A 22547-nucleotide genomic window follows, 5' to 3' on the forward strand; every position below is an offset into this window, starting at 1 on the left:
GAGCGCACCAGCAAATGGGTCTGGTTGTCGGGCACTTGTAAAAACAACTCGCTAATGTCGCCTTCCCGGTCACAGATAATGGTCAACGCGCTGGCCTTTGCCAACACCTGCTTACTGGCTTGAGCAGCCTGAATCCAGCGGTAGCTTTCTTTCTCTTCTATGGGCTGCTTTTGATACTGCCTTTGCTTTCTATCTGGCGCCATTGCTTCTCTACTCCAGACCTGCACATGGCTGTAGCCCAGGCAGCGGCCAGTATCCGCTTGCACCACCAGCGAAGGATGCAGGAAAAAGCCTAAGGACTGCTTATCTCCAATCACCCCGAGCTGCTGCTGGTCGGAAATGTTGCGCCGGTTGCGTTCAAAGTTAGGTTGGGTCGTATCCTGAAATACTAAATAATGCGCCCCCACCTCCACTTGCCGCCCACAGTCCGCTTGCAAGTACGAAATGATTTGACTGGTCTGCAAACGGGGGTTATGCAGCAGACGGTAGTAACTCCGCTGCTCGGCTTCGCTCGCACTTAGCTGATGTATCACCACACTTTGCTTTTCTATTATCTTTTCTACTACTTGCTTGACCCGTCGCTCTATCCGAATATTGCTAAATATTGCATCTGCCATTTACCCCCAACAGCTCCCCGCTCCATTTTGTGTCCTAATCGTAGCCCTAAATTAGGGAAGGAGTTCGGCCGAACCAGAAAGTTACGGAATAGCTTTGTTGAGCTGACTTGTTAATTACTAACAATAATTTAGGCTTAGAAAAGCCGTAGCTACGAAGTAAACGACAGCAGTTTGGGCGATGAGGGCCTTTCAGGTTTCCGGTGCGCAGCATTCCGACGGAGGAGGAAAGGAAAGATGAGCAGCCCGAATGACCAAACGGGGCCCCGCGGCCGGGAGCAAACTTAGGCTTATAAATTCAGTTAGCACCCCAGCATTGAAAGATGTAATCTTTCAAAAGAAAGATCAAGTTATTTATGCCATATCATTAAGGAGCATTTGCATTGGGGATGTCCTTTTCTGTTTAATAAATTTTCGGGTTTACTATTTACCCAAAAATATTGTTGGTGAAATTAATTCTGATTTTGCCCTGGAAATTGCGGATGGTTTTAAATATTTCGATAATGGTTACCTGCTCAATTTTGGTCAGGCTGGTAATATTCATGAAATTTTCGGGCTCGCGGTTATCGTTAATAATTAAGCTTGCTTGCTTTTTCAGGCGAAGGCTCATCAGGTAATAATACGATTGAATTAATTCCAAATATTCTGTTTCGGTAAATATTCCTTGCGCCTTTAAGGCATCCAGGCGCTCGCCGGTGTTGGTTAAAAATATCCGGTTTTTCAGCGCATAAACCCGCACCAAATCCACAATGGGCGTCATGGCTTTTTTAATATCGAAAACCTCCTGCGATCCTACGGTAAAGGTTTTAATATTTTTGAAAAACGTAAGCGGCGGCTCGTACTGCAAAGCATTATTGGCCATGTGGAAGAAAAGCTTTTCGTGCGGTTTTTGCAATTCCTCGTTCAGAAACTCCTGCAACTCATTTATAATGGTCACGTCGCCGTAGAGGTAGCGGCAATCGAAAAAGGTAGAAAACTTGATTACCGTTTCGGGTAAGCTTTCCTCCATCCAGCTAATATAATTGCGTTTCCAGTGCGATAGCGAATGGGTCCATTTGGGGTTCTTGGCCATGTAGCCGCCCGTACAGTAACTAAAGCCAATATTATTCAGCCGCTCCGATACGGTATCGGCGAATTTTAAAAAATATTCCCGCACCAGTTCGCGTTGCTCGTTAGCTTTGTCTTCGTAAATAATGGCGTTATCCTGGTCGGTTTTGAGGGTTTGTTCTTTGCGGCCTTCGCTGCCCAGCACCATAAATACAAATTTAGCTGGCGGTGTACCCATTTCGGCAATTACGTCTTCTATTACTTTTAAGGCAATACTATCGGCTACGTTGGTAATTACCTGGTTCACAATTTCGGCTTTTACACCCCGGCCCAGCAACTGCGTTACAATTTCCGGCACCTTCTTCCATTTGCTTCTTAGCTCGTCGTCGCTCAGGGCCAGCTTTACCGATTGTATAAATACAAACGGCGATTGCGACTGCTCACTTAATAATTTATTCCGGCTGATTACCCCACGGTATTCACCATTTTCTTCTATCAGCAAATATTGGGTTTTGGTGCTAAACATCAGCAAGATGGCTTCGTACACAAACGCTTTGCACGGAATAGAAACAATGGGGTTATCCATAATGCTGGCTACGGGCAGGCGCGCATCTATTTGTTGGGCCACTACATTGTTCCGGAGGGTAATATCGGTTACGTAGCCAATTATTTTTTGCTGCGCATTTGTTACAAACAAACAACTTATCCGGTGTTCTCCCATTAGGCGGGCCGCTTCGTAAATGGGCGTATTGGTAACACACGAAATAATATTCCGGTATTCCACACTTTCCATTTTCCGGGAATATAACTGGTCGGTGGCAATATAATTTTCTTCGAAAAAAGTGGGGTGCTTCACAAAATGGGCAAAATCATCATCCATCATGCGGCGGCCAAACTCCTGGGTAAAATAATGAAAGAATTCTTCGTAAGCCTGGCAAAGCCCCCGGAAGTCGCGGCGGGGCAGAAAATAGACCTTGGTGCCTTTTTTGGCAATAACGGTGCGCAAAGATCTTTTCCGGTTTAGCAACACCGATACGCCGCCGTATAATTGCCCCGGATGCAGGTTTTCTAATATTCTTTTGTTTTGCTCGCTGTCGTAAAAAAAGGTTTCGTAAGCACCTGTTACAAGTATATCAACACCCTTTAATTTGGTAACCTGCTGGTGGTAAATAACAGATTCTTTTTGGTGGGTTACTTCCTGAAGCAGATCGGCTACGCCTTCCAATACATCGTCGGGTAGTAAGTTAAAGGGGGCAACTTTTTTCAGAAACGAAACTCTATCGGTCATGGCCAAAGCAGAAACAAATAAGTTAAAAATGAAATTATTACCACCAAAGTACTGCAGCCCCAGCCCGAAATAATATTGGTGGAGTTGGTTTGGGTTGTTTGTTGAGAGGCAATTTTTTCCGCACTAATATCGCCTATTTTTAGCATTTCGAAGAAACAGGCCGCAGTAGCAGTAGCATCTGTTAAAGCTTCGTGCTGGTTGCCCATATCTTCCTGAAATAATATATAATACAGGCGATCGAGGCGTAAATATTTAGATTTTGGATTAGAAACGTATTTGGAAGTTGCCAGCATGGTACAAAATCTGGGCAGATCCTGCAACGGATTTTCCAGCCCGATGCGATAAAAATCGGCACCAATCATGTGAAAATCGAGTTGCATGTAATGAGCTACTACCAATGGCTGGTAATGCTGCAAATCGGCGGCGAGTTGGGTTAAAATAGTTTTTCGGCTTTCGCCGTGCTGGTGCAGAAACGCTTTAGAAATACCGTGAATGCGGTAAGCCCCCGGCGAAATCTCAAAATCGTTATCGTTAATATAGTGGCTTTCCCGTTTTATTTCCTGCCCGTCCTTCGTAAATATTACCCAGGCAATCTGCACCGAATAAGGCCAGTTATCTAAATCTGAATAAGGAATATCCCATTTTTTAGGCAGCCCGGAAGTTTCGGTATCTATAAACAGCAGGTAATCTCTCACAACAAAATTTAAGCTAAAACATACGCCAGGGTTTACCCAATGGTACGGGCGAATAAAAAAAGCGGGCTGTTGCTGCCCGCTTTTTTACTTAATTTATAAAATTTACCAGAACCTAACGTATAGGGTGGTAATAATTAACATGGTAATAATAATTAATACCAAGGTTGAATTAGAAACTTTAAACATAGATTTATCCAGGTCGAAAGCTTTCGGGTTAATTCTAGGGCCAGCTAAGCTTAAACCAATCATTACAATCATGGTAAACATAAAGGCCAAGCCCATACAAATCAGGAACGGAATTTCGAAGCCGCCTTTGCCATTCGGGTAAGCCGTATACAAGAAAGTTTCGTTGCCGAACCAGGCTGGCGCAAAGTTGTTAAATACCACCGATAAAATAAAGCCGGTTAACAGACCCGCAATGGCCGCTGTGCCGGTAGTCCGTTTCCAGAACATACCCAGTAAGAACATGGCAAATACTCCCGGGGAAATAAAGCCGGTATATTTCTGAATAAAGGTAAATCCACCTTCGCCGCCAATGCCCAGTAAATCGTCCCAGGTCAGGAAAATAGAGAACAGCATAGAAGCAATAATGGTTAGCTTTCCAATCCAGATCAGCTTCTTTTCGTTGGCGTCTTTGTTAATGTATTTGTGGTAAATATCGAGGGTAAAAATAGTAGAGATACTATTGGCTTTACCCGCCAGCGAAGCCACAATGGCGGCGGTAAGAGCAGCTAAAGACAAACCTTTCATACCGGTAGGCAAGAAGCCCAGAATAGCAGAATAAGCGTTATCGGCGTTGAAGTTCCCGCCTGGTGCCATTTCTTCTTGTAAAGCGCCGTTTTTGTAAAGCACATAAGCCGCAATACCCGGTAACATTACAATAATCGGCATCATTAATTTAATTAAACCGGCAAATAAAATACCGGTACGGGCGGTGTGTAAGTTAGCACCTAAGGCTCTTTGGGTAATATATTGGTTACAGCCCCAGTAGTTTAGGTTTACAATCCACATACCGGCAAAATACATAGCAATGCCAGGCAGCATCAGGTATTTGTTAATATCAGCCTGCGAAGATTCAACCGTAGGTTTATCAATTATCATCCTAAAATGTTCAGGTGCATCTTTCATCAGCATGTTAAAGCCGGCAATTACATCGCTTCCCATGCCAAAACGTTCGCTTACTAAAGTTAAGGCCGTGTAAGTAGTGGCTAAACCACCTAAAATAAGCACAGTAACCTGAATAACATCGGTATAACCAATTACGCTCATACCACCCAGGGTAATAATAATAGCAAAAAACGCCAGCAAAATAATAATCAGGTGAAAATTAGTGCCGCCGGCCAAGTTGCTGATGGCCAATGCGCCCAGGTAAAGAATAGAGGTAAGGTTTACAAACACGTACAAAAACAACCAGAAAACAGCCATAATTAAGGCTACGGTGCCGTTATACCGGGTTTGCAAAAACTGCGGCATGGTAAAAATTTTGTTTTTCAGGTAAACCGGAATAAACCATACAGCTACTATAATCAGCGCAATGGCGGCAATCCACTCGTAGGCGGCTACAGCAATACCCACCACAAATCCGTTACCGCTCATACCAATAAATTGCTCGGCCGAGATGTTGGAGGCAATAAGAGAAGCACCAATGGCCCACCAGGTGAGGGACCCTTCGGCGAGAAAATAATCTTTACTATCGGCGTTTACGTTGCGGTCGCGGCGGTAAACCCAAATGCCGTAACCTGCTACGACAATAAAGTAAACTATGAAAATTACATAATCAATGGTGGCGAATTTGCTCATGCCAGGAAATTACATTAAGGTGGATGGTTATAACTTTTTGGAGGGGTAATTTAGTTTAAAAATTAATAGGCCTCCAAAAAAATCAGAGGCCTATTAAAAAAATATTAAAATCTTTTGTTTATCTGGTAAAACGCTTCGCTCCAGCGCAGCTCATTGCGGAACTGGTTAAGCCGGGTTTCTTTGTCAATCAGCACACATTCAATGTTAGCCATTTCGGCAAAATCCTGTAAATGCTCCGAAGTTAAATTCTGGCTGTAGCAAGTATGGTGGGCACCACCAGCCAAAATCCAGGCAGCAGCACCGGTTTTCATATCGGGTAGTGGTTTCCAAAGCACGCGCGCTACCGGCAGTTTTGGTAAATCGTGCTGCGGTTCTACAGCTTCTACTTCGTTTACCAACAGCCGGAAACGGTTGCCCATATCTACTACCGAAGCATTCAGGGCCGGACCACCCGCCACGTTAAATACCAAACGTACCGGATCGGCTTTGCCGCCAATTCCCAATGGGTGCACTTCGCACGAAGGCTTGCCATTGGCAATAGATTCGTCTACTTCCAGCATGTGCGAGCCCAGTACCATGGCATTATTTGGCTCGAAGTGATAGGTGTAGTCTTCCATAAAAGCATTACCTCCCGGTAAGCCACTACCCATTACCTTCATGGCGCGTACCAAAGCTGCTGTTTTCCAGTCGCCTTCGCCGGCAAAACCGTAGCCTTTGCCCATCATGCGCTGCGACGCAATACCCGGTAACTGAGCCATGCCGTGCAAATCTTCGAAAGTATCGGAGAAGCCTTTGTAGTTGCCGTCTTTTAAGAAAGCGTGTAAGCCTAATTCAATTTTAGCGGCTTCTCTTAACGATGAATATTGGGCCCCACCTTTCCGCAAAGCTTCTACTACGGCGTAGCGCTCTTCGTATTCCTGGGTTAGCTGGTCAACTTCGCTGTCGCTAATCTGGTTAATAACTTTCACCAGGTCGCCGATGCCGTAGGTATTTACGGAGAAACCTAATTGCATTTCGGCTTCTACTTTATCGCCTTCGGTTACGGCTACGTAGCGCATGTTATCGCCGAAACGCACAAATTTAGCGCCTTGCCAATCGTACCAACCAGCGGCAGCCCGGCTAAAAGTATTAATCTGGTCCAGTACTTCGGTATCTTGCCAGTGACCAACCACTACTTTGCGGTTAATGCGCATCCGCGATACCATAAAGCCAAATTCCCGGTCGCCGTGGGCACTTTGGTTCAGGTTCATAAAGTCCATATCAATAGAACTCCACGGAATATCGCGATTAAACTGGGTATGCAGGTGCAACAACGGTTTTTGCAATACTTTTAAGCCACCAATCCACATTTTGGCCGGCGAGAAAGTGTGCATCCAGGTAATAACACCAATACAATTAGGGGCTACATTCGCTTCCTGGCAAATCCGGAATATTTCTTCCGGCGATTTAACGGTAGGTTTAAAAACCACTCGTACCGAAATTTGCGGCGCCTCGTCGAAAGATTTGGCTATCTGCTGCGAATGCTCGGCAACTTGTTTCAGGGTTTCTTCGCCGTATAAATCCTGGCTGCCGGTTATAAACCAGATTTCAAATTGTTTTAAGTCAACCATTTTAAATTTTGTATGTTGATTATTATTCAGTTTTAAGGGGATAGGTATACTAGTTATGGTTTAAAATCCGGATACCGATTTAAAAGAATATTAAAGCTTAGCGCGAAATATTATTGACCGTAGTAAGAATTAGGACCATGCTTGCGCTCGAAGTGCTTGCGGATAAGCGAATCTTGCAAGCGCGGAACCTGCGGCCGAATTTGCTCGGTGAGGTAAGCCATGCGGGCAATTTCTTCTACTACCGCACTGTTGTACACGGCCTTGGCGGCGTTTTTGCCCCAGGTAAATGGCGCGTGATTGCCTACCAATACCATTTCCACTTCTTCGTAGCTCATACCTTTATGCGCCAGGTAATCCATTATCTGAAAACCGGTCTGGTATTCGTAATTACCCTGAATCATCTCGTCGCTCATGGGCGGGGCGCAGGGAATATCTACCGTGTTGTGGTCGGCGTGGGTGGTACCGTAAATCGGAATATCGCGTTGGGCCTGCGCCCAGGCGGTGGCGTAAGTAGAGTGGGTGTGCACAATGCCGCCAATTTTTTCCCAGTGTTTGTACAATACGGCATGGGTTAAGGTATCGGAAGAGGGGCGGAGGGTGCCTTCTACAGTTTTACCTTCAAAATCCACGATTACCATTTTCTCCGGCGAGAGGTCTTCGTAAGGAACCCCGCTGGGTTTAATGGCGAAAACACCTTGGCTCCGGTCGGCGGCGCTCACGTTACCAAAAGTAAATAATACCAGCCCCAGTTTGGGCAATTGCATGTTGGCTTCGTAAGCCTCCTGCTGAATATGCGCGTATTTGCTCATTATTATTTAGTATTGTTGGTAGAAGTACTTTCCAAAGCTTCTTCTTTTTGTTTTTGTGCTTCGGTGTGCGGCTCCTGCGCTTTGGTGCCCGTTTCGGGTAAATCCGAAATTAGCGGCGATTTGGAATTGGTAATATGGTCTTCCAGGAAATCGCCGAGTTCGGTATATTTCTGGTAACGTTTGGCGTAAATTTTAGCTTTTTCGGCATCCGGAATATATTCCGCATCAAAACCTTGGCCCATGGCGGCCATCGCATCTTCTACTTTTGCATAAATACCGGCGGCCGTAGCGGCAAACATGGCGGCGCCAATGGCGCAAGTTTGTTCTGATTTATGAATCCGGATGGGCATATTCATCACGTCGGCCATCATTTGCATGATAAACGGTGATTTTTTAGCCACGCCGCCCAAACCTATCAGGCCTTTTACCGGTACGCCTTGTTCGTTAAACCGGTCCACAATTTTTTTCGCGCCAAAACAGGTAGCTTCTACCAAGGCCCGGAAAACCCGGGGCGCATCGCTGCCCAAACCTAAGCCCGAAATAGCGCCTTTTAAGAGTTGGTTCGCATCGGGTGTCCGGCGGCCGTTAAACCAATCTATCGCGTATTCATTATTCTCCGATAAAGGAATCTGTTCAGCTTGTTTGCTGAGTTCCGGAATTATTTTCGCCGATATTTCATCTAGCAATGACTTAGCGGTTTGGGCATCTATTACCTGCGACTGCGCAAAGAATTGCTGCAAAGGCCATAGCAATATTTTCTTAAACCAGGCGTAAGTATCGCCGAAGGCCGATTGCCCGGCTTCCAGACCCATCATGCCCGGAATAACCGAGCCTGGCACCTGACCGCAGATACCGTTTACCAGTTTATCTTTTACTTCATCAATGGGTGCTACCAGCATGTCGCAGGTAGAAGTTCCCATTACTTTGCTCAGGTGGTATGGCTCCACTTGTCCGCCCACCGCGCCCATGTGCGCATCAAAAGCGCCTACGCCTACTACCACATCGGTAGATAAACCTAAACGTTCGGCCCACTCCGGACTTAAATTGCCGGCCGGCTGGTCGGAAGTATAAGTATCTTTAAACAAACGGGAAGTAAAGCCGGAGAGCAATGGATCAAGAGTAGCGAAAAAATCTTCGGGTGGTAAACCGCCAAATTCCACGGCCCACAACGATTTATGACCCGCCGAACAAACACCGCGCTTCATTTGGTGCACATCGGTACCGCCGGTGAGCAAAAATGGAATCCAGTCGCAGTGTTCTACCCAGGAGTAGGTGGCTTCGCGCACTTGTTTATCGGCCCGCAGGGTACGCAATAACTTCGCCCAAAACCACTCCGACGAATAAATGCCACCAACGTATTGTAAATAATTAGTATCGAATTTTTTGGCGTGCTCGTTTATTTCGGCCGCTTCGTTTACGCCCGTATGGTCTTTCCAAAGCACAAACATGGCATGCGGATTTTCTTCGAAGCCCGGCAATAAGGCTAAAGGTGTTCCGGTTTTATCTACTGCTACCGGCGTGGAACCAGTGGTATCTACGGCAATGCCTTTTACCGCTGCGGCAATATTTTTACCGGCCTTTTGCAGGCACTGGGTAATGGTGTATTCCAGGCCTTCTATATAATCCAGCGGGTGCTGCCGGAACTGATTTTCGGCAGGAACGCAATAAGCACCGGCTTCCCAGCGGGGATAATTAAAAACCGCCGAGGCTACTTCTTCGCCATTCCGGGCATTAACCAGTACCGACCGAACAGAGTCGCTGCCGTAATCGACTCCTATTACAAAAGTATCTTTTTCCATAGCTCAATTAAATTGTCAAATTAACGCTTATTATCTCTAGAAAAAAAATATTTTATTTGTTCTTTTCGCAGATTGATAGGATTTTTTGGCTATTAAATTTTAACTAAGGTCAAATACCGGTATTCACACAAAAATTCAAGGTGATCGTACTAAAATAATATATACATAGCGAAAGAAGCCAATATTAATTCAGTATTAATATTTAGCGGCGGGTTAATTTTATTTGCTTTAGCATTGGCAAAAGTGGTGTACCCGCGTAAATGGTGTTTAAACTACGGTACTATTTTGCTTCTCAGGTTTAAGGCTATAATTATTCCCCGGATTTAAATCCTAAGAATAAATAACTGACTTTAGGCTGGCTATGAAATTATTTTTCTTCGTTTTTACTCTGGGCCGAATCGACTGGGTTTTCTGAAGAATTAGGCGTGCCGTATTCTGAATTGATGGGATTGGTAGTGCTGGAGTCGTCGGCGGTAGCGGCTTCGGAACTACTGGCGGCTTCTGTGTTGGTATTGGTTTTTTCGCTGGAGCAAGCAGGCAATAAATATACACTTGCCACTAAAAGTACAAAAGTGAATTTTTTCATAGCTGTTGGTTTCTTTAAAGATGAAGTCTGCTTTTGTTAAACTTTTCAGCTTACGAAAATAAAGGTTGGGCTGTTTTTAAATAACCCGGGCCTTCTTACAAAAATTTATCCGGGTTAGGAATAAATTTTAGAAAGGCCTGGAAATTTTCGGAATATTTTTGCTTATCGAGTTTATAATAAAAAGCGCCTTTCCGGGAATTGCCTTTGTCTTTGTCTTTTTGTTTTACCAGCAAACCCGTTGATAAAACCTTGCGGCTGAAATTACGCTTATCGAAAGTGGTGCCGTATAAACCTTCGTACAAATTTTTGAGTTGCGGAATGGTGAATTTTTCGGGCAGCAATTCAAATAAAACCGGGTGTAAGGCTGCCTTGTAGCGCAGGCGTTTCATGGCGGTTTCCACCATTTGTTCGTGGTCGAAAATGAGCTGGGGCATTTCGTCCAGTAAAAACCAATCGGCGTTGTATTCGTGGTTAATCTGCTTTTCGTACTGCTGAATATCAATTAAGGCAAAATAAGTTACCGCCAAAGTTCTTTCTACCGGATCGCGCTTCGGGTCGCCGAAAGTTTGCAATTGTTCCAGGTAAACTCCTTCCAGGCCGGTTAATTGTTTCAGCACCCGGTTAGCCGCCAGTTCCAGGCTTTCTTCCGGCTGAATAAAGCCACCCATTAAGCTCCATTTTTTTCTTTCGGGGGCAAACCCTCTCTGAATGAGCAATAGTTTAAACTTTTCGCCATCAAAACCGAAAACAATGCAATCTACAGCTACCAGAAACCTGGTCTGACCCGAATATTTCATGCTCTTTTATAATCCTGTTTAGGAACAGTAATTAAATATTATTACTGATAAGTTGTGGTGAATACACTTTTAGGAAATCTACTAATTATTAGCACTGCCAATAACTGGGTGTATTTATTCGCAAAATGTAATATTCTCCTTTATTTTCCAATTACATAAGCCTTCTAAATTACAATATTTATTTGTTGGTACTTTATTTAGAATAAATCTGGTTTTTATAATTTTATAATTGTTGTTTTTACATTTATGTAATTACTATATTTGTTAACGGGCAAATGATGATCGCACCTTCGGCTGATGCTATTTTTCGTTCGTAAATATTTTTATTCCAGAAGGGTTATAGCAAAGCTTCCTACATGAAAAGCCTGGTTAAATTTTATTTATATATCAGCGCTATTGGGTTAAGCTTTAGCACCATATCTTGTAAGAAAGATTCCGATGTAAATATTAAGCCCCAGCCGCCAGATCCAACGCCAGCAGTTTTTGATATAAACGCCATAAGCGATACTTACGCCGAACTGGCACCTTTTAACAATGTAGCGCAGTGGGGGCCCTATAATGTGCACGACCCGGCTATTATTAAAAGTGGCGAATATTTTTATTGTTACAGCACCGATGCCGCTTTCGGCATTACCGTTCGGCCCGGCATTCAGGTCCGGAAATCGAAAGATTTAATTCAGTGGGAGTTTGTGGGTTGGGCGTTCCCGGATTTGCCCCCGCAAGCCGCCAATTATATTAAACAAAATGGCGGAACGCCGTTTGCTTCGTTGTGGGCGCCGTATGTTATAAAAGTAAATAACGAATACCGCTTATATTATTCTTTATCGTCGGCAACACCTAAACTCAGCGCCATTGGGTTAGCCACCGCCTCATCGCCCGCAGGGCCTTGGACCGAGAAAGGATTAGTAGTTACTTCCCGTGACAATATTCCGATGACCAATGCCATTGATCCTTCAGTAATTGTAGATGCAGGCGGCCAGCATTGGATGTATTACGGTTCGGCCTGGGATGGTATTTATATTCTGAAACTCGATGCGGCTACCGGTTTAGCGGCTGTCCCCAATGCTAAAGGCAAACGCATAGCCCAACGCGGCTCTACCGGCGGGCAGATTAACGGTAATATTGAAGGTCCCGAAATAATTTATAACCCGGAGCTCAAAAAATATTACCTCTTTATTGCTTACGACTGGCTCGAAACCAAGTACAACGTGCGAGTAGGCCGCGCTGATTCGCCGGAAGGCCCTTTCTACGATTTCGCCGGACAGGATATTAACAACGAGCAGGATAATGGCCCCATGATTCTGGCGCCTTATCAGTTTACCGGTCACGGTGGTTGGCAGGGCGTGTCGCATCCGGCGGTTTTCCAGGAAAGCGGGCAGTTTTTTATGGCGCATCAGGGGCGGCCCGGCGTAAATAAATTTTTTATGGTGTTGCACGTGCGCGAAATATTCTGGACGCCGGATGGCTGGCCGGTAGTGTCGCCGGAACGGTACGCGGGGGTGAGCCAAACGCCCATAACGCAAACCGAATTGGTGGGCAACTGGGAACAAATTGTGCTGGGTTACCGGGTAGTGCCGGGTTACGCCAACGAACAAACTATACCGGATTTCCAGGTAGCTTTTCCATTAAAAATTAATGCCGATGGCACTTTAAACACCGATGCCGGCAGTACCTGGAAATACCAGGCGCCTTGGCTGGAAATGAAGTGGCTCAATGGCTTTACCGATAAAGTACAGGTTACCCGGGGCCGCGATTGGGAAAACAAAAAGCCCGCTTTAATCTTTACCGGCTTAAACAACAATGGCACGGCTATTTGGGGAAAGAAAACGCTTTAAAGTATATTTTATCAAAGGCTAGCTGATGCTTTTTTTACCCAAAAACCATTGTTGGTAAAGACTGCTGAAGCTAAAAAGAAATATTAATCAACCACCTTTTAATAAAAGATGTTAAAAAATAAACTCCTAAAATTATATGCTGCGTTTTTGAAAACAGCGATCCTCCACGTTACTTACGCCCAAAACGAAGTTTTTACCGTTAAAGCTAACCAACTTACCGCCCCCATTCAGCCTACCAGGTGGGGCGTATTTTTTGAAGATACTAACCTGGGGGCCGTTGGCGGACTGTATGCCAAAATACCCTAACCGGCAATTTTGGTTTCTCGAATGAAGGCTTCCGGGGCATGGGCATTAAAAAAGGCAACCAATATGATTTTTTTGATTTGGGCTAAACACTGGATGAAAATAGTTTAATGCAAAACATTAACTTAAAGCCATATTTCTTTAATGTGATTCGGGTTAAAGTTTCTGCATAAATAAACATGAATATTTTAGAATAAATACGCAGAAGGCAGCTTACCAAAAGCTGCTTCCTTTTCTAATATTTAGTTCAACTTTTAATTAACTCCTATAATATTTCAGCCACAAATAACTTTATAAATAATGAAATTAAAACACTTACTCTTGGTTCCGGCCCTAGCCTTTCTGTTGCAGGAAACACAGGCGCAAACTACTCCACCTGCGACAGGGCAACCACCGGTCCAAACAAGCCAGCAACCTAACCAACTGGACCCAAATAAGCTGTACAAAAATATTTCGGTGCACGACCCGGTTATGGCCAAGCAGGGCGATACTTATTATTTATTTTGTACCGGTAGGGGCATATCGGTTTGGTCTTCTAAAGATTTGGAAAACTGGAAGCGCGAAAGCCCGATATTTGCCACGGCACCGGAGTGGGCGGTGCAAGCCGTGCCTACTTTCCGGAACCATATTTGGGCACCCGATATTAGCTACCACAACGGCAAATATTATTTGTACTATTCAATTTCAGCTTTTGGTAAAAATACATCGGCCATTGGCGTTGCTACCAATACCACGTTGCACCCCACCGATAAAGATTTTAAATGGGTAGATCACGGCAAAGTTATTCAGTCGTATCCCGGCAAAACTAACTGGAACGCCATCGACCCTAATATTATTACCGATGAAGCTGGTACTGCCTGGATGTCTTTTGGCTCTTTCTGGGATGGCCTGAAACTGGTGAAATTAAGCAAGGACCGCTTAAGCATTGCCGAAGATCCGGCAAATATTCCTACCATTGCGAGCCGCAAAAAAGATCCGGCTACGGGGAACCCACCATCAGTTGGCGATAACCCGGTAGATGCGGGTGGTAATGCCATTGAAGCTCCTTTTATTTTTAAGAAAGACAAGTATTATTATTTGTTTGCTTCTATTGATTATTGCTGCAAAGGCGTAAACAGCACTTATAAAATGATTGTTGCCCGCGCTAAAGATGTACAAGGTCCTTACCTGGATAAAACCGGTGTTTCTATGGCGAAAGGCGGCGGTACTATGGTGCTGGAAGGTAATAAAGATTGGTATGGCGTAGGGCACAATTCGGTGTATACCTTCGGTAAAAAAGATTACCTGGTGTTCCACGGGTACGAGGCCGCCGACAACGGCAAATCGAAGTTGCGCATTGAAACTCTGACTTGGGATAAAGATGGTTGGCCGGTAGTTACAGCCAAAGCCGGCAATAATTTGTAGAAATATTATACCATTATCAAATTGAAAATGCACCCTAGTTTCTTATCAAATATTTTCTAAAGCATGCCCACGCAATCCAGTCATTCTGCAGAATTCGAAGAATTCCAAAAGAATCTTATTAGCAGTTAACCGATAAGATTCCTCCGGAATGACAGCGTTGGGTGGTATGGCCTTATATATTTAAAAGCGCAGCAATCATTTTATTTTGGTATTAAACTACGGCATAAAAAAATAGCCCGGACAATATTATTTGTCCGGGCTATTATTTTTATAAGTTATGTATTTAGAAAAATATTAGCGCTACTGTGCTGGCTGGTCTTTTACCGAAAACTTATAGATAGTGCTGGTTTTATAAGTATCGCCGGGTTTTAAAATGGTAGACGGAAAGCTTGGCTGGTTTGGCGAATCCGGGAAGTGCTGGGTTTCTAAACAAAAGCCGTAATGCTTCTTGTAAGCCGTATTGTTTTTGCCGGTTAATGAGCCATCCAGGAAGTTACCAGAGTAAAACTGAATGCCGGGCTCGGTGGTAGTTACTTCCATAAACCGGCCGCTGGTTGGTTCATACACGGTGGCCGCCTGTTTCATCGAGCCATCGGGGTTGCTGAGTACATAGTTGTGGTCGTAGCCACCTTCTACCTGGGTAATGCGCGCCCCAATGGCAGTAGGCTCAGTAAAGCCCATAACCGTGCCTTTTACCGGGCGTAACTCGCCGGTTGGTATCAGGCTGGCATCTACCACGGTATAGCGGTCGGCGTTAATGGTTAAAATATGCTGCAGCGCATCTTCGGCCTGGCCGGCGGCTAAGTTAAAATAACTATGATTGGTTAGGTTTACCGGGGTAGCTTTGTCGGTGGTAGCTTCGTAATCAATGCGCAATTCATTGTCGGGTGTTAAGGTATAGGTAACATGCGTCGTTAGCGTACCAGGATAGCCTTCTTCGCCGTCTTTGCTCACGTAAGTTAATTTTAAAGCCTGCTGACCGGCTACTTCTTCGGCTTGCCAAACAACTTTATCAAAACCTTTAATACCACCATGCAGGTGATTGGCGCCATTGTTTTTAGCCAGGGTATAGGTTTTTCCATCTAACGTGAACTGGCCTTTAGCGATGCGGTTGCCGTAACGGCCAATCAGAGCACCAAAGTACGGGCCGCTTTTTAGGTAGGCATCGCTCTGGTAACCTGCTACGCTGTCAAAACCTAGTACCACATCGCCGGGCTTGCCATTTTTATCGGGGGTAATAAGCGAAGTAACAATACCGCCGAAGTTGGTAATTTTTACTTCCATGCCTTTCTCGTTGCGCAGGGTATATAATTGTACTTCGGTGCCGTCTTTGGTTTTGCCAAAGCTTTCTTTCTGAATGCTCATGTTGGAGTTAGTTTCTTCGTTACTGTTAGTGGTAGAAGTTTCTTCGGTTTGTGCGCTTTTATTGTTGCAACTGTACAGGGTAGGAGCGGTAACGCCTAGTCCGGCCAGCAATAGCAACGTGTGGCGCAGGTTACTTTTTTTCATATAAGCAGATTTCCTGGTTTTAGAAGGTTTGGAATTAATGGTTTAAAACTAATCAAATATTTAAAATTGCCGAAACTAAACATTTGTAAAAGAATTCTACCGGCATCATGATTTGGAATATGCCGGTAATTTAGTAGCTAAATATTATAAGCAGACGGGTTTAAAAACAAAAAGCATTATACCATTAGGGTTAGCCGCTGGTATAATGCTTTTGGTTAGGGTTTTTACCAGATTATTTTAACTGGATTTTTATTGGAGCACTGTAAGCCAGTTCCTGTATACCTACTGTTTTTACACCAACCCGGGCAAAAACATATTGTTTGCCGGCAACAGCGGCTGGTAAACTAGAAATATTTACACTCAACGTTACAGGTGCATTTAAGCCATTGATATCCGCAGCTACTTTTTGGGCGCTGGCTCGCTGGTTGGTCGCATCTACAATGTTGGTGCTGCTCACGTACAGGTTAACCCGTTCCAGTTGCCGGGTGGTGTTTACCTGCTGCAGGTTAAAGGTAGCATCAATGGTGCTGGTACCTTTTTTAATAGCTGCATTTTTAATTATAAAAAACGGATCTACCGGTACTTCTACCATCGACGAACCTCTAACTTCTACATTAATGGTATCGTTTTGGTCTGCCCAAGGGCCATTACCTCTTACACGGGTAAGCTTATAATTACCGTCGAACAAAACCGCCGAAAAAGTGCCGTCCTGGGCAATATTTATGTTAATGGGAGTAGTCTTCCACAACGGGTACTCCGGACCTGGTTGCCGTAATTCCAGCCGCACAGCGTTGGATCTTACCCCAATTGGTTCGCCATTGTGTACTATCTGCCCGGTTAACGTAGATTTGGGTGGCTCATAATTGTCGTACTCACAGCCGGCCATAAAAACTGCCAGCAATACGGTTAAATAAGAATATATTTTAAGTTTCATACTTCTAAATTATTGGAATGGATTTCTGGTGATTTTAGGATTACTATTCAGAACGTTTTGCGGAATAGCCGAATAATAATTGTTTAACTGGAAGTTGCGCGGTGCCCGGAAACGGGGTGCAACTAACTTATCGTAAACTATTTTATCGTGGGTTGGATGGCCCGGACGAACGACCCGGTAAGGGTACAACGCCATAGGAATGGCATCCTCGTTAGTTGCGCTACCGTTCCAGATTTCGTGGGCAATACGCCAGCGTTTTAAATCCCAAACCCGGTGATCTTCAAAAGCCAATTCTACCCGGCGCTCATTCCGAAGTCTTTCCACGGTAAGTGTGGTAAGGCTGTTGGCCCCGAAACCAGCTCTTTCCCGAACTTTATTTACGTAACCTAAAGCCTCTGCTGGCATATTTAACTCCAGCGCAGCTTCTGCGGCATTTAACAATATTTCGGCGTAACGGAATCTGATCCACCATAATTCGCTGCGGATACCCCGGGTACTCGACATAGGAGTTGGGTCGATGTATTTACGCATATAGAAACCAGAGTTAGAAACTTCGGTAATACTCCGGTGCGGTCCAGAAGATCCGGTTAGCAATTTGCCATCAGTATAATTCGTGCCTAGCTGACCGCTTTCTACGGTGTTATAACCAGAACCAGTCCAAACTTTAACCCCAGCCTGAATCTCTACCGGTAAGCCTCTGAATGCAGTACCTGGGTAAACCACCGTACCGTATAAACGGGCATCTTTGTTCGCAAAAATATCCTGCGGCCGATCGTAATAAATATAATCGCTGTTATCGGCAGTCCGGTTTTTCAAAATGCCCTGGGTGCCGTCCAGGTATTCAAAATCTTCTACCAGGTTTAAAGTTGGCGTAATGTTAGAAGAGGAAAGATTATCTTCGCGCACGTTACGGGCAATATTATCGTAGGTAAAAGAAATTCTTTTGTCTTTGGTTACCGAGAAATCCTGCGCAAATATTGCCTCCGGGTTGTTTGATTTCTTTGTAATAGCATCAAAGAAATTTTCGCCTAAATCAGGGTTCCGCTGATACAAAGAGTAGGTACCGCTGTTAATAATTTCCTTAGAGGCTTCCAATGATTTGGTATAGTAATCATTGGCTTTATCGGCCGGAATACCTACTTCACCACCAGGAGTAGCAATAGGCGCGCCCATCAGGTTGTTGTATTTGGCAATAGAACCGGCATATAACATGGCCCGGCTTTTCAGCGCTAATACGGTAAATTTATTTGCCCGGGTCTGGCTAACACCATTGCCAATGTTGTCTTTTACGGCATCTAGTTCTGTGGCAATAAAATCATACACTTCTGCTTCTTTGTTTCGGGGCTGTTGCAGGGGTGTTACATTACCACTGAAATCGTAAATAAGCTGGTTTGTAATAATGGGTACACCGCCCATTCTTTTAACGTGCTCAAAATACGTGTAGGCTCTTAAGAAACGCAGCTCCGATTGAAATTGCGTTTTCTGCGCCGCAGTTAAGGTTGTTCCAAATTTATCCAGGTTTTCCAAGGCCAGGTTAATGTCCCGGATCAGACCATAATCCCAAAGTTCCCAACGGTTGGTACCATACGTTACCAGGTTATTCCGGTCGTCGTTATTACCCGACCACATGGCTTCGTCATAGGCAGCAAAATCGGCCCAGTTCGAAAGGGTTGATAAAGAAGTAGGTAAACGGTCATAATAATTAGCCAGCAAACTGGTAATCATTTTTGGGTCGTTCCATACCTGCTCTTCTTTAATAAGCGTGGGCGATTGCCGCTCCAGAAAATCATCCTCGCAAGCCGCCAGCGGCAATAAGGAGGCTCCAAGAAATAAATACTTATATATACTTTTCATAAATCTCACTAAAAATTATAAGCTTAAATTAAAACCGGCAGTAAATACTTTTTGCTGCGGATAAACCAGACCCCCGTTAGAAGAAACTTCCGGATCTAAACCAAACTCTTTGGTATTATCGATAGAGAAGAGGTTGGTACCGGTTACAAACACCCGCAGGCGGTTCATGCCAAGTCTGTTTACAATAACTTGCGGAATAGTATAGCCTAATTCCAGGTTACGCAGGCGGATGTAACTTACGTTGGTGTTCCAGTAGTTGCTCCGGCGAGAGAAGTTAACGTGGCTGTTTTGGTCTTTCCGAACGGCTGGATATTTGCCTGCAATCCAAGGACTATCGTTGTTGTACGGATCGGCCTGGTGCCAGCGGTCTTCGAACATGTAGTTAGGTGAAGTACCATTGTTCTGGAACGGAATTTTCATTTCTACTTCCCGGCGGAAAGTTTGCAGGGTAGCGCCGGCAAAGTCGAAAGCCAGGTTAAACCCTTTCCAGCCCACGCTGGTATTTAAGCCAAAGCTCATGTAAGGGTTAGCACCTTCCTGGTAACCAATTGGTCTTTCGTCTAAGCCATTAATAATTTTATCGCCGTTGGCATCTTTGTAAATTAAATCGCCGGGTAGGTGGGTACGGTTACCTTGGCCGTCGTTATCTACATCGTAGTTATCAATTTGTTCTTGTGATTGAAACTGGCCCACTACTTCGTAACCCCAGTTTACGCTACCCCAACGGTCTTCCCAGGCATCGCGGTATTCTTGCCAGGAGTTACCCCATTGTGGGTTATAGCGCTGGTAAATATCCCATCTACGGGCCAAGGTGGCGTTTGCGCCTACTGAGAAAGTAACATCTTTTACTTTACCGCTATAGGTTAAAGCTCCTTCCACACCCCGGTTAGATTCTTTCAGCACATTGGCTTGGGGCAGGGTATAACCTACTTCTGCCGGTAATATTACATCGGTCTGGGCGGCTGGTAAACCAGTTCTTCTGCGTTCGAATAAATCAAACTGACCAGTTAAGCGGTTAAAGATGGTAAAGTCGATACCTACGTTACGGGTATGGTTTCTAATCCAGGAAAGGGTGGTAATAGGAAGTCCTCTTGGGCGAACACCTGTATAATAAGTTCCGTCGAATATGGCGCTGCCTTGTGCCCAGTTATAACCTGGGGTGTAGCTATACGGATCTACTACATAAGCATCATTATTTAAACGGTCAGAACCGGTTAAACCGTATGAAGCGCGTAGTTTTAAATCGTTCAGGAAGGTGCCAAAGCGGTCTTTCATGAAAGCTTCTTCGGAAATACGGTAACCTACCGAAACACCTGGGAACAAGCCCCAGCGGCTATCATCGCGGAATAAGAATGAACCATCGTAACGGCCTAAAACCTCTAACAGGTATTTTTGTTTGTAGTTATAGTTTACACGGGCAATATAACCGGCCCGGGCTTCCTGGTTAAATTCATCAATCAATAAATCCTGGTTCGCGAAATACATGATTGGAATATAATTATTAGGCGGTACGGTATGTACTACCATGTAATTATTCTTCGTATCGTTTCGCTCGTAAGCCGCTACCGCAGATAAGCCGTGGTCGCCGAATTGCTTGTTATAAGTTAACTGAAACTGGGCAAAACGGTCAATAATATTCCGCTTACGACGTTCCCGCCAAGGGTTTTGGTTACCCGATTCTAATTTATAAGTATCGGTAGTAGGGTTATAAGAATACGCGTTGTAAGTATATTCAAAACCATCAAAATCGAAGTTGCTGAAATTATAAGAGTAAGTTCCGCGCGCGCTTAAACCAAAATTAAAATCGTATTGCGCGTAGAAGTTACCTTTAGCACCCCGCCAGATTTCGTCGATGTAACCCGTAACACTCTTTTTATAAGTGGCTGGGTTTACGTTTACGTTGTGGTTTTGCGCTATGTAATTCGGGTTATCGTTGGCGTATGGGCGTTCGGTTGGCCACATACTAAAAATACTCAGGAAAGGGTTAAAATAATCATCTAATCCTGGTACGCCGGCCTGCGAACGATCTTCCAGACGACCGTAAATTTGCGTACCTACCCGTAAGCCTTTGGCTACCCCGGCATCAATATTTGCCTGAATATTAGTACGGTTAAAGTTATAATCTTTAATAATAGCGTCCTGGTTTACGTGGCTCACCGAGAAATAATAATTCATGGTTTCGGAACCACCAGAAGCACTGGCATTCATATTATATTGAGGAGCAGATTTATCCATTACCTCTGAATAATAATCAGTGCTGATAAAACCTTTCTCGGTACCTACCCGCCACTTTTCTAAATTTTCCGGGGTTACCACGCCTCTGGGATCTCTGCCTTGGTTTTGCTCCGACTCGGCTAAAGCGCGCATATGCTGATAAGCATTAGCTGGTCTTGGATAGCGGGTAAAATCCTGAACACCGTAATAAGCGCCCACATTAATCTGGGGCTTCATGCCGGCTTTACCTTTTTTGGTAGTTACTAATATTACGCCGTTAGCCGCACGTAAACCATAAATAGCCGCCGAAGCATCTTTCAGGATAGATACACTTTCAATGTCATCTACGGCCAGGTTGTTAAACTGTCCGGCATCTGAAGTTACCCCATCAATTACATAGAGCGGCGTACCCATGTTCCGGATTTGGATGCTGGTACCAGCACCTGGGCGGGCATCGGCCTGGCGGGCCGTAATACCTTGTACTTTACCTACCAACGCACCAGTAGCGGTAGTAGAAGTAGTACGGGCTATATCGGTAGCCTGAATCTGGCTAACCGCACCTGTTACCGTACCACGGGTTTGGGTACCATAACCTACCACTACTACTTCTTCCAAAGCTTTGGCATCTGGCGCCAGCGTTACGTTTACCGTAGTGCGGTTATTAATCGGAACTTCTTGGGTTACATAACCAATAAAAGATATAACCAGGGTACCTGTGCCGTTTGGAACGTTTAAGGTAAAACCACCATCTGGGTTAGTAGCAGTTCCATTAGTGGTGCCTTTCACCAGTACGGTTACACCAGGTAGGCCTTCGCCATTTTCACCTTTAATAGTACCACTAACGGCAGTCGATTGGGCTAAAACCTGACCGGCACAAATAAATACAATGGCCGAAACCATTATTAATGATAAAGTCGCTTTCCGGAATAGCCACCTGTAGAAGGGCTCGCCGGAAGGAGGTAAGTTTTTAGGTAATTGATTTTTCATAAATGAAAGTGTTTGGACTAAGTGAATTGGTGATAAAATTCGTGGGTAATTTTCTGATCTGATTTTAATTTACATCATACAGGGTGTGGCGTAATAATTGTCATTTAAACATTAATTTTTTACAACGATTTACTAATTTTTATTCATATTCCAAATAATGTGTGTTAGGTTAGTTAAAGCGGTTATTAGTTAAAAATCAATGATTTTGAAGATTAAGTTAAAGGTTTGTTGCTGAATGCGTAATTAAGGAATCCTTTATTTAATAGAATAAATGTTTTTTTAACATTTATAAAAATTTTAAATGATTCTGAATAACCTAAAATCAGTTTTAAAATTTTTTACTAAAAAATTAGCCGGAGTTTTGGCTGTTGTAAATTGTAGAATATATGCGCTTGCTTAAATAATAAACTGCTTAGTGAGTAAGATTTTAAGCAATTTTTATTAAGAAAGAAGGGCTCACCT

15 protein-coding genes and 1 pseudogene are annotated in these 22547 nt (G+C 44.3%); 3 read left to right on the forward strand and 13 right to left on the reverse strand.

Annotated features, from left to right (window positions below; all coding sequences use genetic code 11):
* The 9 genes and pseudogenes from F0145_RS20780 to F0145_RS20820 all read right to left on the reverse strand — a co-directional run.
* A pseudogene (locus F0145_RS20780) lies at positions 1-617 on the reverse strand (hypothetical protein); the annotation flags it as partial.
* A 424-nt stretch (positions 618-1041) separates the two neighbouring features.
* Positions 1042-2949, reverse strand: coding sequence for a DUF294 nucleotidyltransferase-like domain-containing protein (locus tag F0145_RS20785; RefSeq protein WP_150091577.1), 1908 nt, complete (start codon positions 2947-2949; stop codon positions 1042-1044).
* Positions 2946-3644 carry a 3'-5' exonuclease gene (locus F0145_RS20790; protein WP_190277609.1) on the reverse strand — a complete coding sequence of 233 codons (699 nt, stop codon included), beginning with the start codon at positions 3642-3644 and terminating at the stop codon, positions 2946-2948. The genes F0145_RS20785 and F0145_RS20790 overlap by 4 nt, the downstream gene beginning before the upstream one ends.
* Positions 3645-3746: 102 nt before the next feature.
* The gene (locus F0145_RS20795; protein WP_150091581.1) at positions 3747-5444 is read right to left on the reverse strand and encodes a sodium:solute symporter family transporter; all 1698 of its coding nucleotides are present in this window, start codon (positions 5442-5444) and stop codon (positions 3747-3749) included.
* Between the two features lie 104 nt (positions 5445-5548).
* Complete coding sequence (araA, locus tag F0145_RS20800) at positions 5549-7054, reverse strand: L-arabinose isomerase (RefSeq protein WP_150091583.1); 1506 nt, start codon at positions 7052-7054, stop codon at positions 5549-5551.
* A gap of 110 nt (positions 7055-7164) precedes the next feature.
* Positions 7165-7863, reverse strand: coding sequence for an L-ribulose-5-phosphate 4-epimerase (locus F0145_RS20805; protein WP_150091585.1), 699 nt, complete (start codon positions 7861-7863; stop codon positions 7165-7167).
* Positions 7864-7865: 2 nt separating this feature from the next.
* The gene (locus F0145_RS20810; RefSeq protein ID WP_150091587.1) at positions 7866-9662 is read right to left on the reverse strand and encodes a ribulokinase; all 1797 of its coding nucleotides are present in this window, start codon (positions 9660-9662) and stop codon (positions 7866-7868) included.
* A 367-nt stretch (positions 9663-10029) separates the two neighbouring features.
* Positions 10030-10248: a hypothetical protein gene (locus F0145_RS20815; RefSeq protein WP_150091589.1), complete on the reverse strand. Its 219-nt coding sequence runs from the start codon at positions 10246-10248 to the stop codon at positions 10030-10032.
* A 95-nt stretch (positions 10249-10343) separates the two neighbouring features.
* Positions 10344-11045: an NUDIX hydrolase gene (locus F0145_RS20820; RefSeq protein WP_150091591.1), complete on the reverse strand. Its 702-nt coding sequence runs from the start codon at positions 11043-11045 to the stop codon at positions 10344-10346.
* 356 nt (positions 11046-11401) lie between these two features.
* Here F0145_RS20820 and F0145_RS20825 point away from each other — a divergent pair, with 356 nt between their 5' ends.
* From F0145_RS20825 to F0145_RS20830, 3 genes are all read left to right on the forward strand, one after another.
* Complete coding sequence (locus F0145_RS20825; protein WP_150091593.1) at positions 11402-12880, forward strand: arabinan endo-1,5-alpha-L-arabinosidase; 1479 nt, start codon at positions 11402-11404, stop codon at positions 12878-12880.
* Positions 12881-13027: 147 nt separating this feature from the next.
* Entirely contained in the window at positions 13028-13186 is a 159-nt protein-coding gene (locus F0145_RS26315) for a hypothetical protein (RefSeq protein WP_190277610.1), read from the forward strand.
* Positions 13187-13483: 297 nt separating this feature from the next.
* The gene (locus F0145_RS20830) at positions 13484-14587 is read left to right on the forward strand and encodes an arabinan endo-1,5-alpha-L-arabinosidase (protein WP_150091595.1); all 1104 of its coding nucleotides are present in this window, start codon (positions 13484-13486) and stop codon (positions 14585-14587) included.
* A 300-nt stretch (positions 14588-14887) separates the two neighbouring features.
* Here the strand turns inward: F0145_RS20830 and F0145_RS20835 are convergent, their stop codons facing one another.
* The 4 genes from F0145_RS20835 to F0145_RS20850 all read right to left on the reverse strand — a co-directional run bounded on the left by F0145_RS20835 (position 14888) and on the right by F0145_RS20850 (position 22085).
* Positions 14888-16096 carry an aldose epimerase family protein gene (locus F0145_RS20835; protein WP_150091597.1) on the reverse strand — a complete coding sequence of 403 codons (1209 nt, stop codon included), beginning with the start codon at positions 16094-16096 and terminating at the stop codon, positions 14888-14890.
* Positions 16097-16328: 232 nt separating this feature from the next.
* Positions 16329-17030 carry a DUF3823 domain-containing protein gene (locus F0145_RS20840; protein ID WP_150091599.1) on the reverse strand — a complete coding sequence of 234 codons (702 nt, stop codon included), beginning with the start codon at positions 17028-17030 and terminating at the stop codon, positions 16329-16331.
* A 9-nt stretch (positions 17031-17039) separates the two neighbouring features.
* A complete protein-coding gene (locus F0145_RS20845) occupies positions 17040-18884 on the reverse strand; it encodes a RagB/SusD family nutrient uptake outer membrane protein (RefSeq protein WP_150091601.1) in 1845 nt (614 codons plus the stop codon).
* 15 nt (positions 18885-18899) lie between these two features.
* Positions 18900-22085 carry a SusC/RagA family TonB-linked outer membrane protein gene (locus F0145_RS20850; RefSeq protein WP_223816183.1) on the reverse strand — a complete coding sequence of 1062 codons (3186 nt, stop codon included), beginning with the start codon at positions 22083-22085 and terminating at the stop codon, positions 18900-18902.
* Positions 22086-22547 lie beyond the last annotated feature (462 nt).

The sequence above is a fragment of the Adhaeribacter rhizoryzae genome (genome assembly GCF_008629685.1).
In the GTDB taxonomy this organism is placed as follows: domain Bacteria; phylum Bacteroidota; class Bacteroidia; order Cytophagales; family Hymenobacteraceae; genus Adhaeribacter; species Adhaeribacter rhizoryzae.

Excerpts from the sequence above, each read along its gene's own strand:
- F0145_RS20785 (WP_150091577.1), bottom strand. The coding sequence starts at position 2,949 with ATGACCGATAGAGTTTCGTTTCTGAAAAAAGTTGCCCCCTTTAACTTA.
- F0145_RS20795 (WP_150091581.1), bottom strand. The coding sequence starts at position 5,444 with ATGAGCAAATTCGCCACCATTGATTATGTAATTTTCATAGTTTACTTT.
- araA (WP_150091583.1), bottom strand. The coding sequence starts at position 7,054 with ATGGTTGACTTAAAACAATTTGAAATCTGGTTTATAACCGGCAGCCAG.
- F0145_RS20805 (WP_150091585.1), bottom strand. The coding sequence starts at position 7,863 with ATGAGCAAATACGCGCATATTCAGCAGGAGGCTTACGAAGCCAACATG.
- F0145_RS20810 (WP_150091587.1), bottom strand. The coding sequence starts at position 9,662 with ATGGAAAAAGATACTTTTGTAATAGGAGTCGATTACGGCAGCGACTCT.
- F0145_RS20815 (WP_150091589.1), bottom strand. The coding sequence starts at position 10,248 with ATGAAAAAATTCACTTTTGTACTTTTAGTGGCAAGTGTATATTTATTG.
- F0145_RS20820 (WP_150091591.1), bottom strand. The coding sequence starts at position 11,045 with ATGAAATATTCGGGTCAGACCAGGTTTCTGGTAGCTGTAGATTGCATT.
- F0145_RS20825 (WP_150091593.1), top strand. The coding sequence starts at position 11,402 with ATGAAAAGCCTGGTTAAATTTTATTTATATATCAGCGCTATTGGGTTA.
- F0145_RS20830 (WP_150091595.1), top strand. The coding sequence starts at position 13,484 with ATGAAATTAAAACACTTACTCTTGGTTCCGGCCCTAGCCTTTCTGTTG.
- F0145_RS20835 (WP_150091597.1), bottom strand. The coding sequence starts at position 16,096 with ATGAAAAAAAGTAACCTGCGCCACACGTTGCTATTGCTGGCCGGACTA.
- F0145_RS20840 (WP_150091599.1), bottom strand. The coding sequence starts at position 17,030 with ATGAAACTTAAAATATATTCTTATTTAACCGTATTGCTGGCAGTTTTT.
- F0145_RS20845 (WP_150091601.1), bottom strand. The coding sequence starts at position 18,884 with ATGAAAAGTATATATAAGTATTTATTTCTTGGAGCCTCCTTATTGCCG.
- F0145_RS20850 (WP_223816183.1), bottom strand. The coding sequence starts at position 22,085 with ATGAAAAATCAATTACCTAAAAACTTACCTCCTTCCGGCGAGCCCTTC.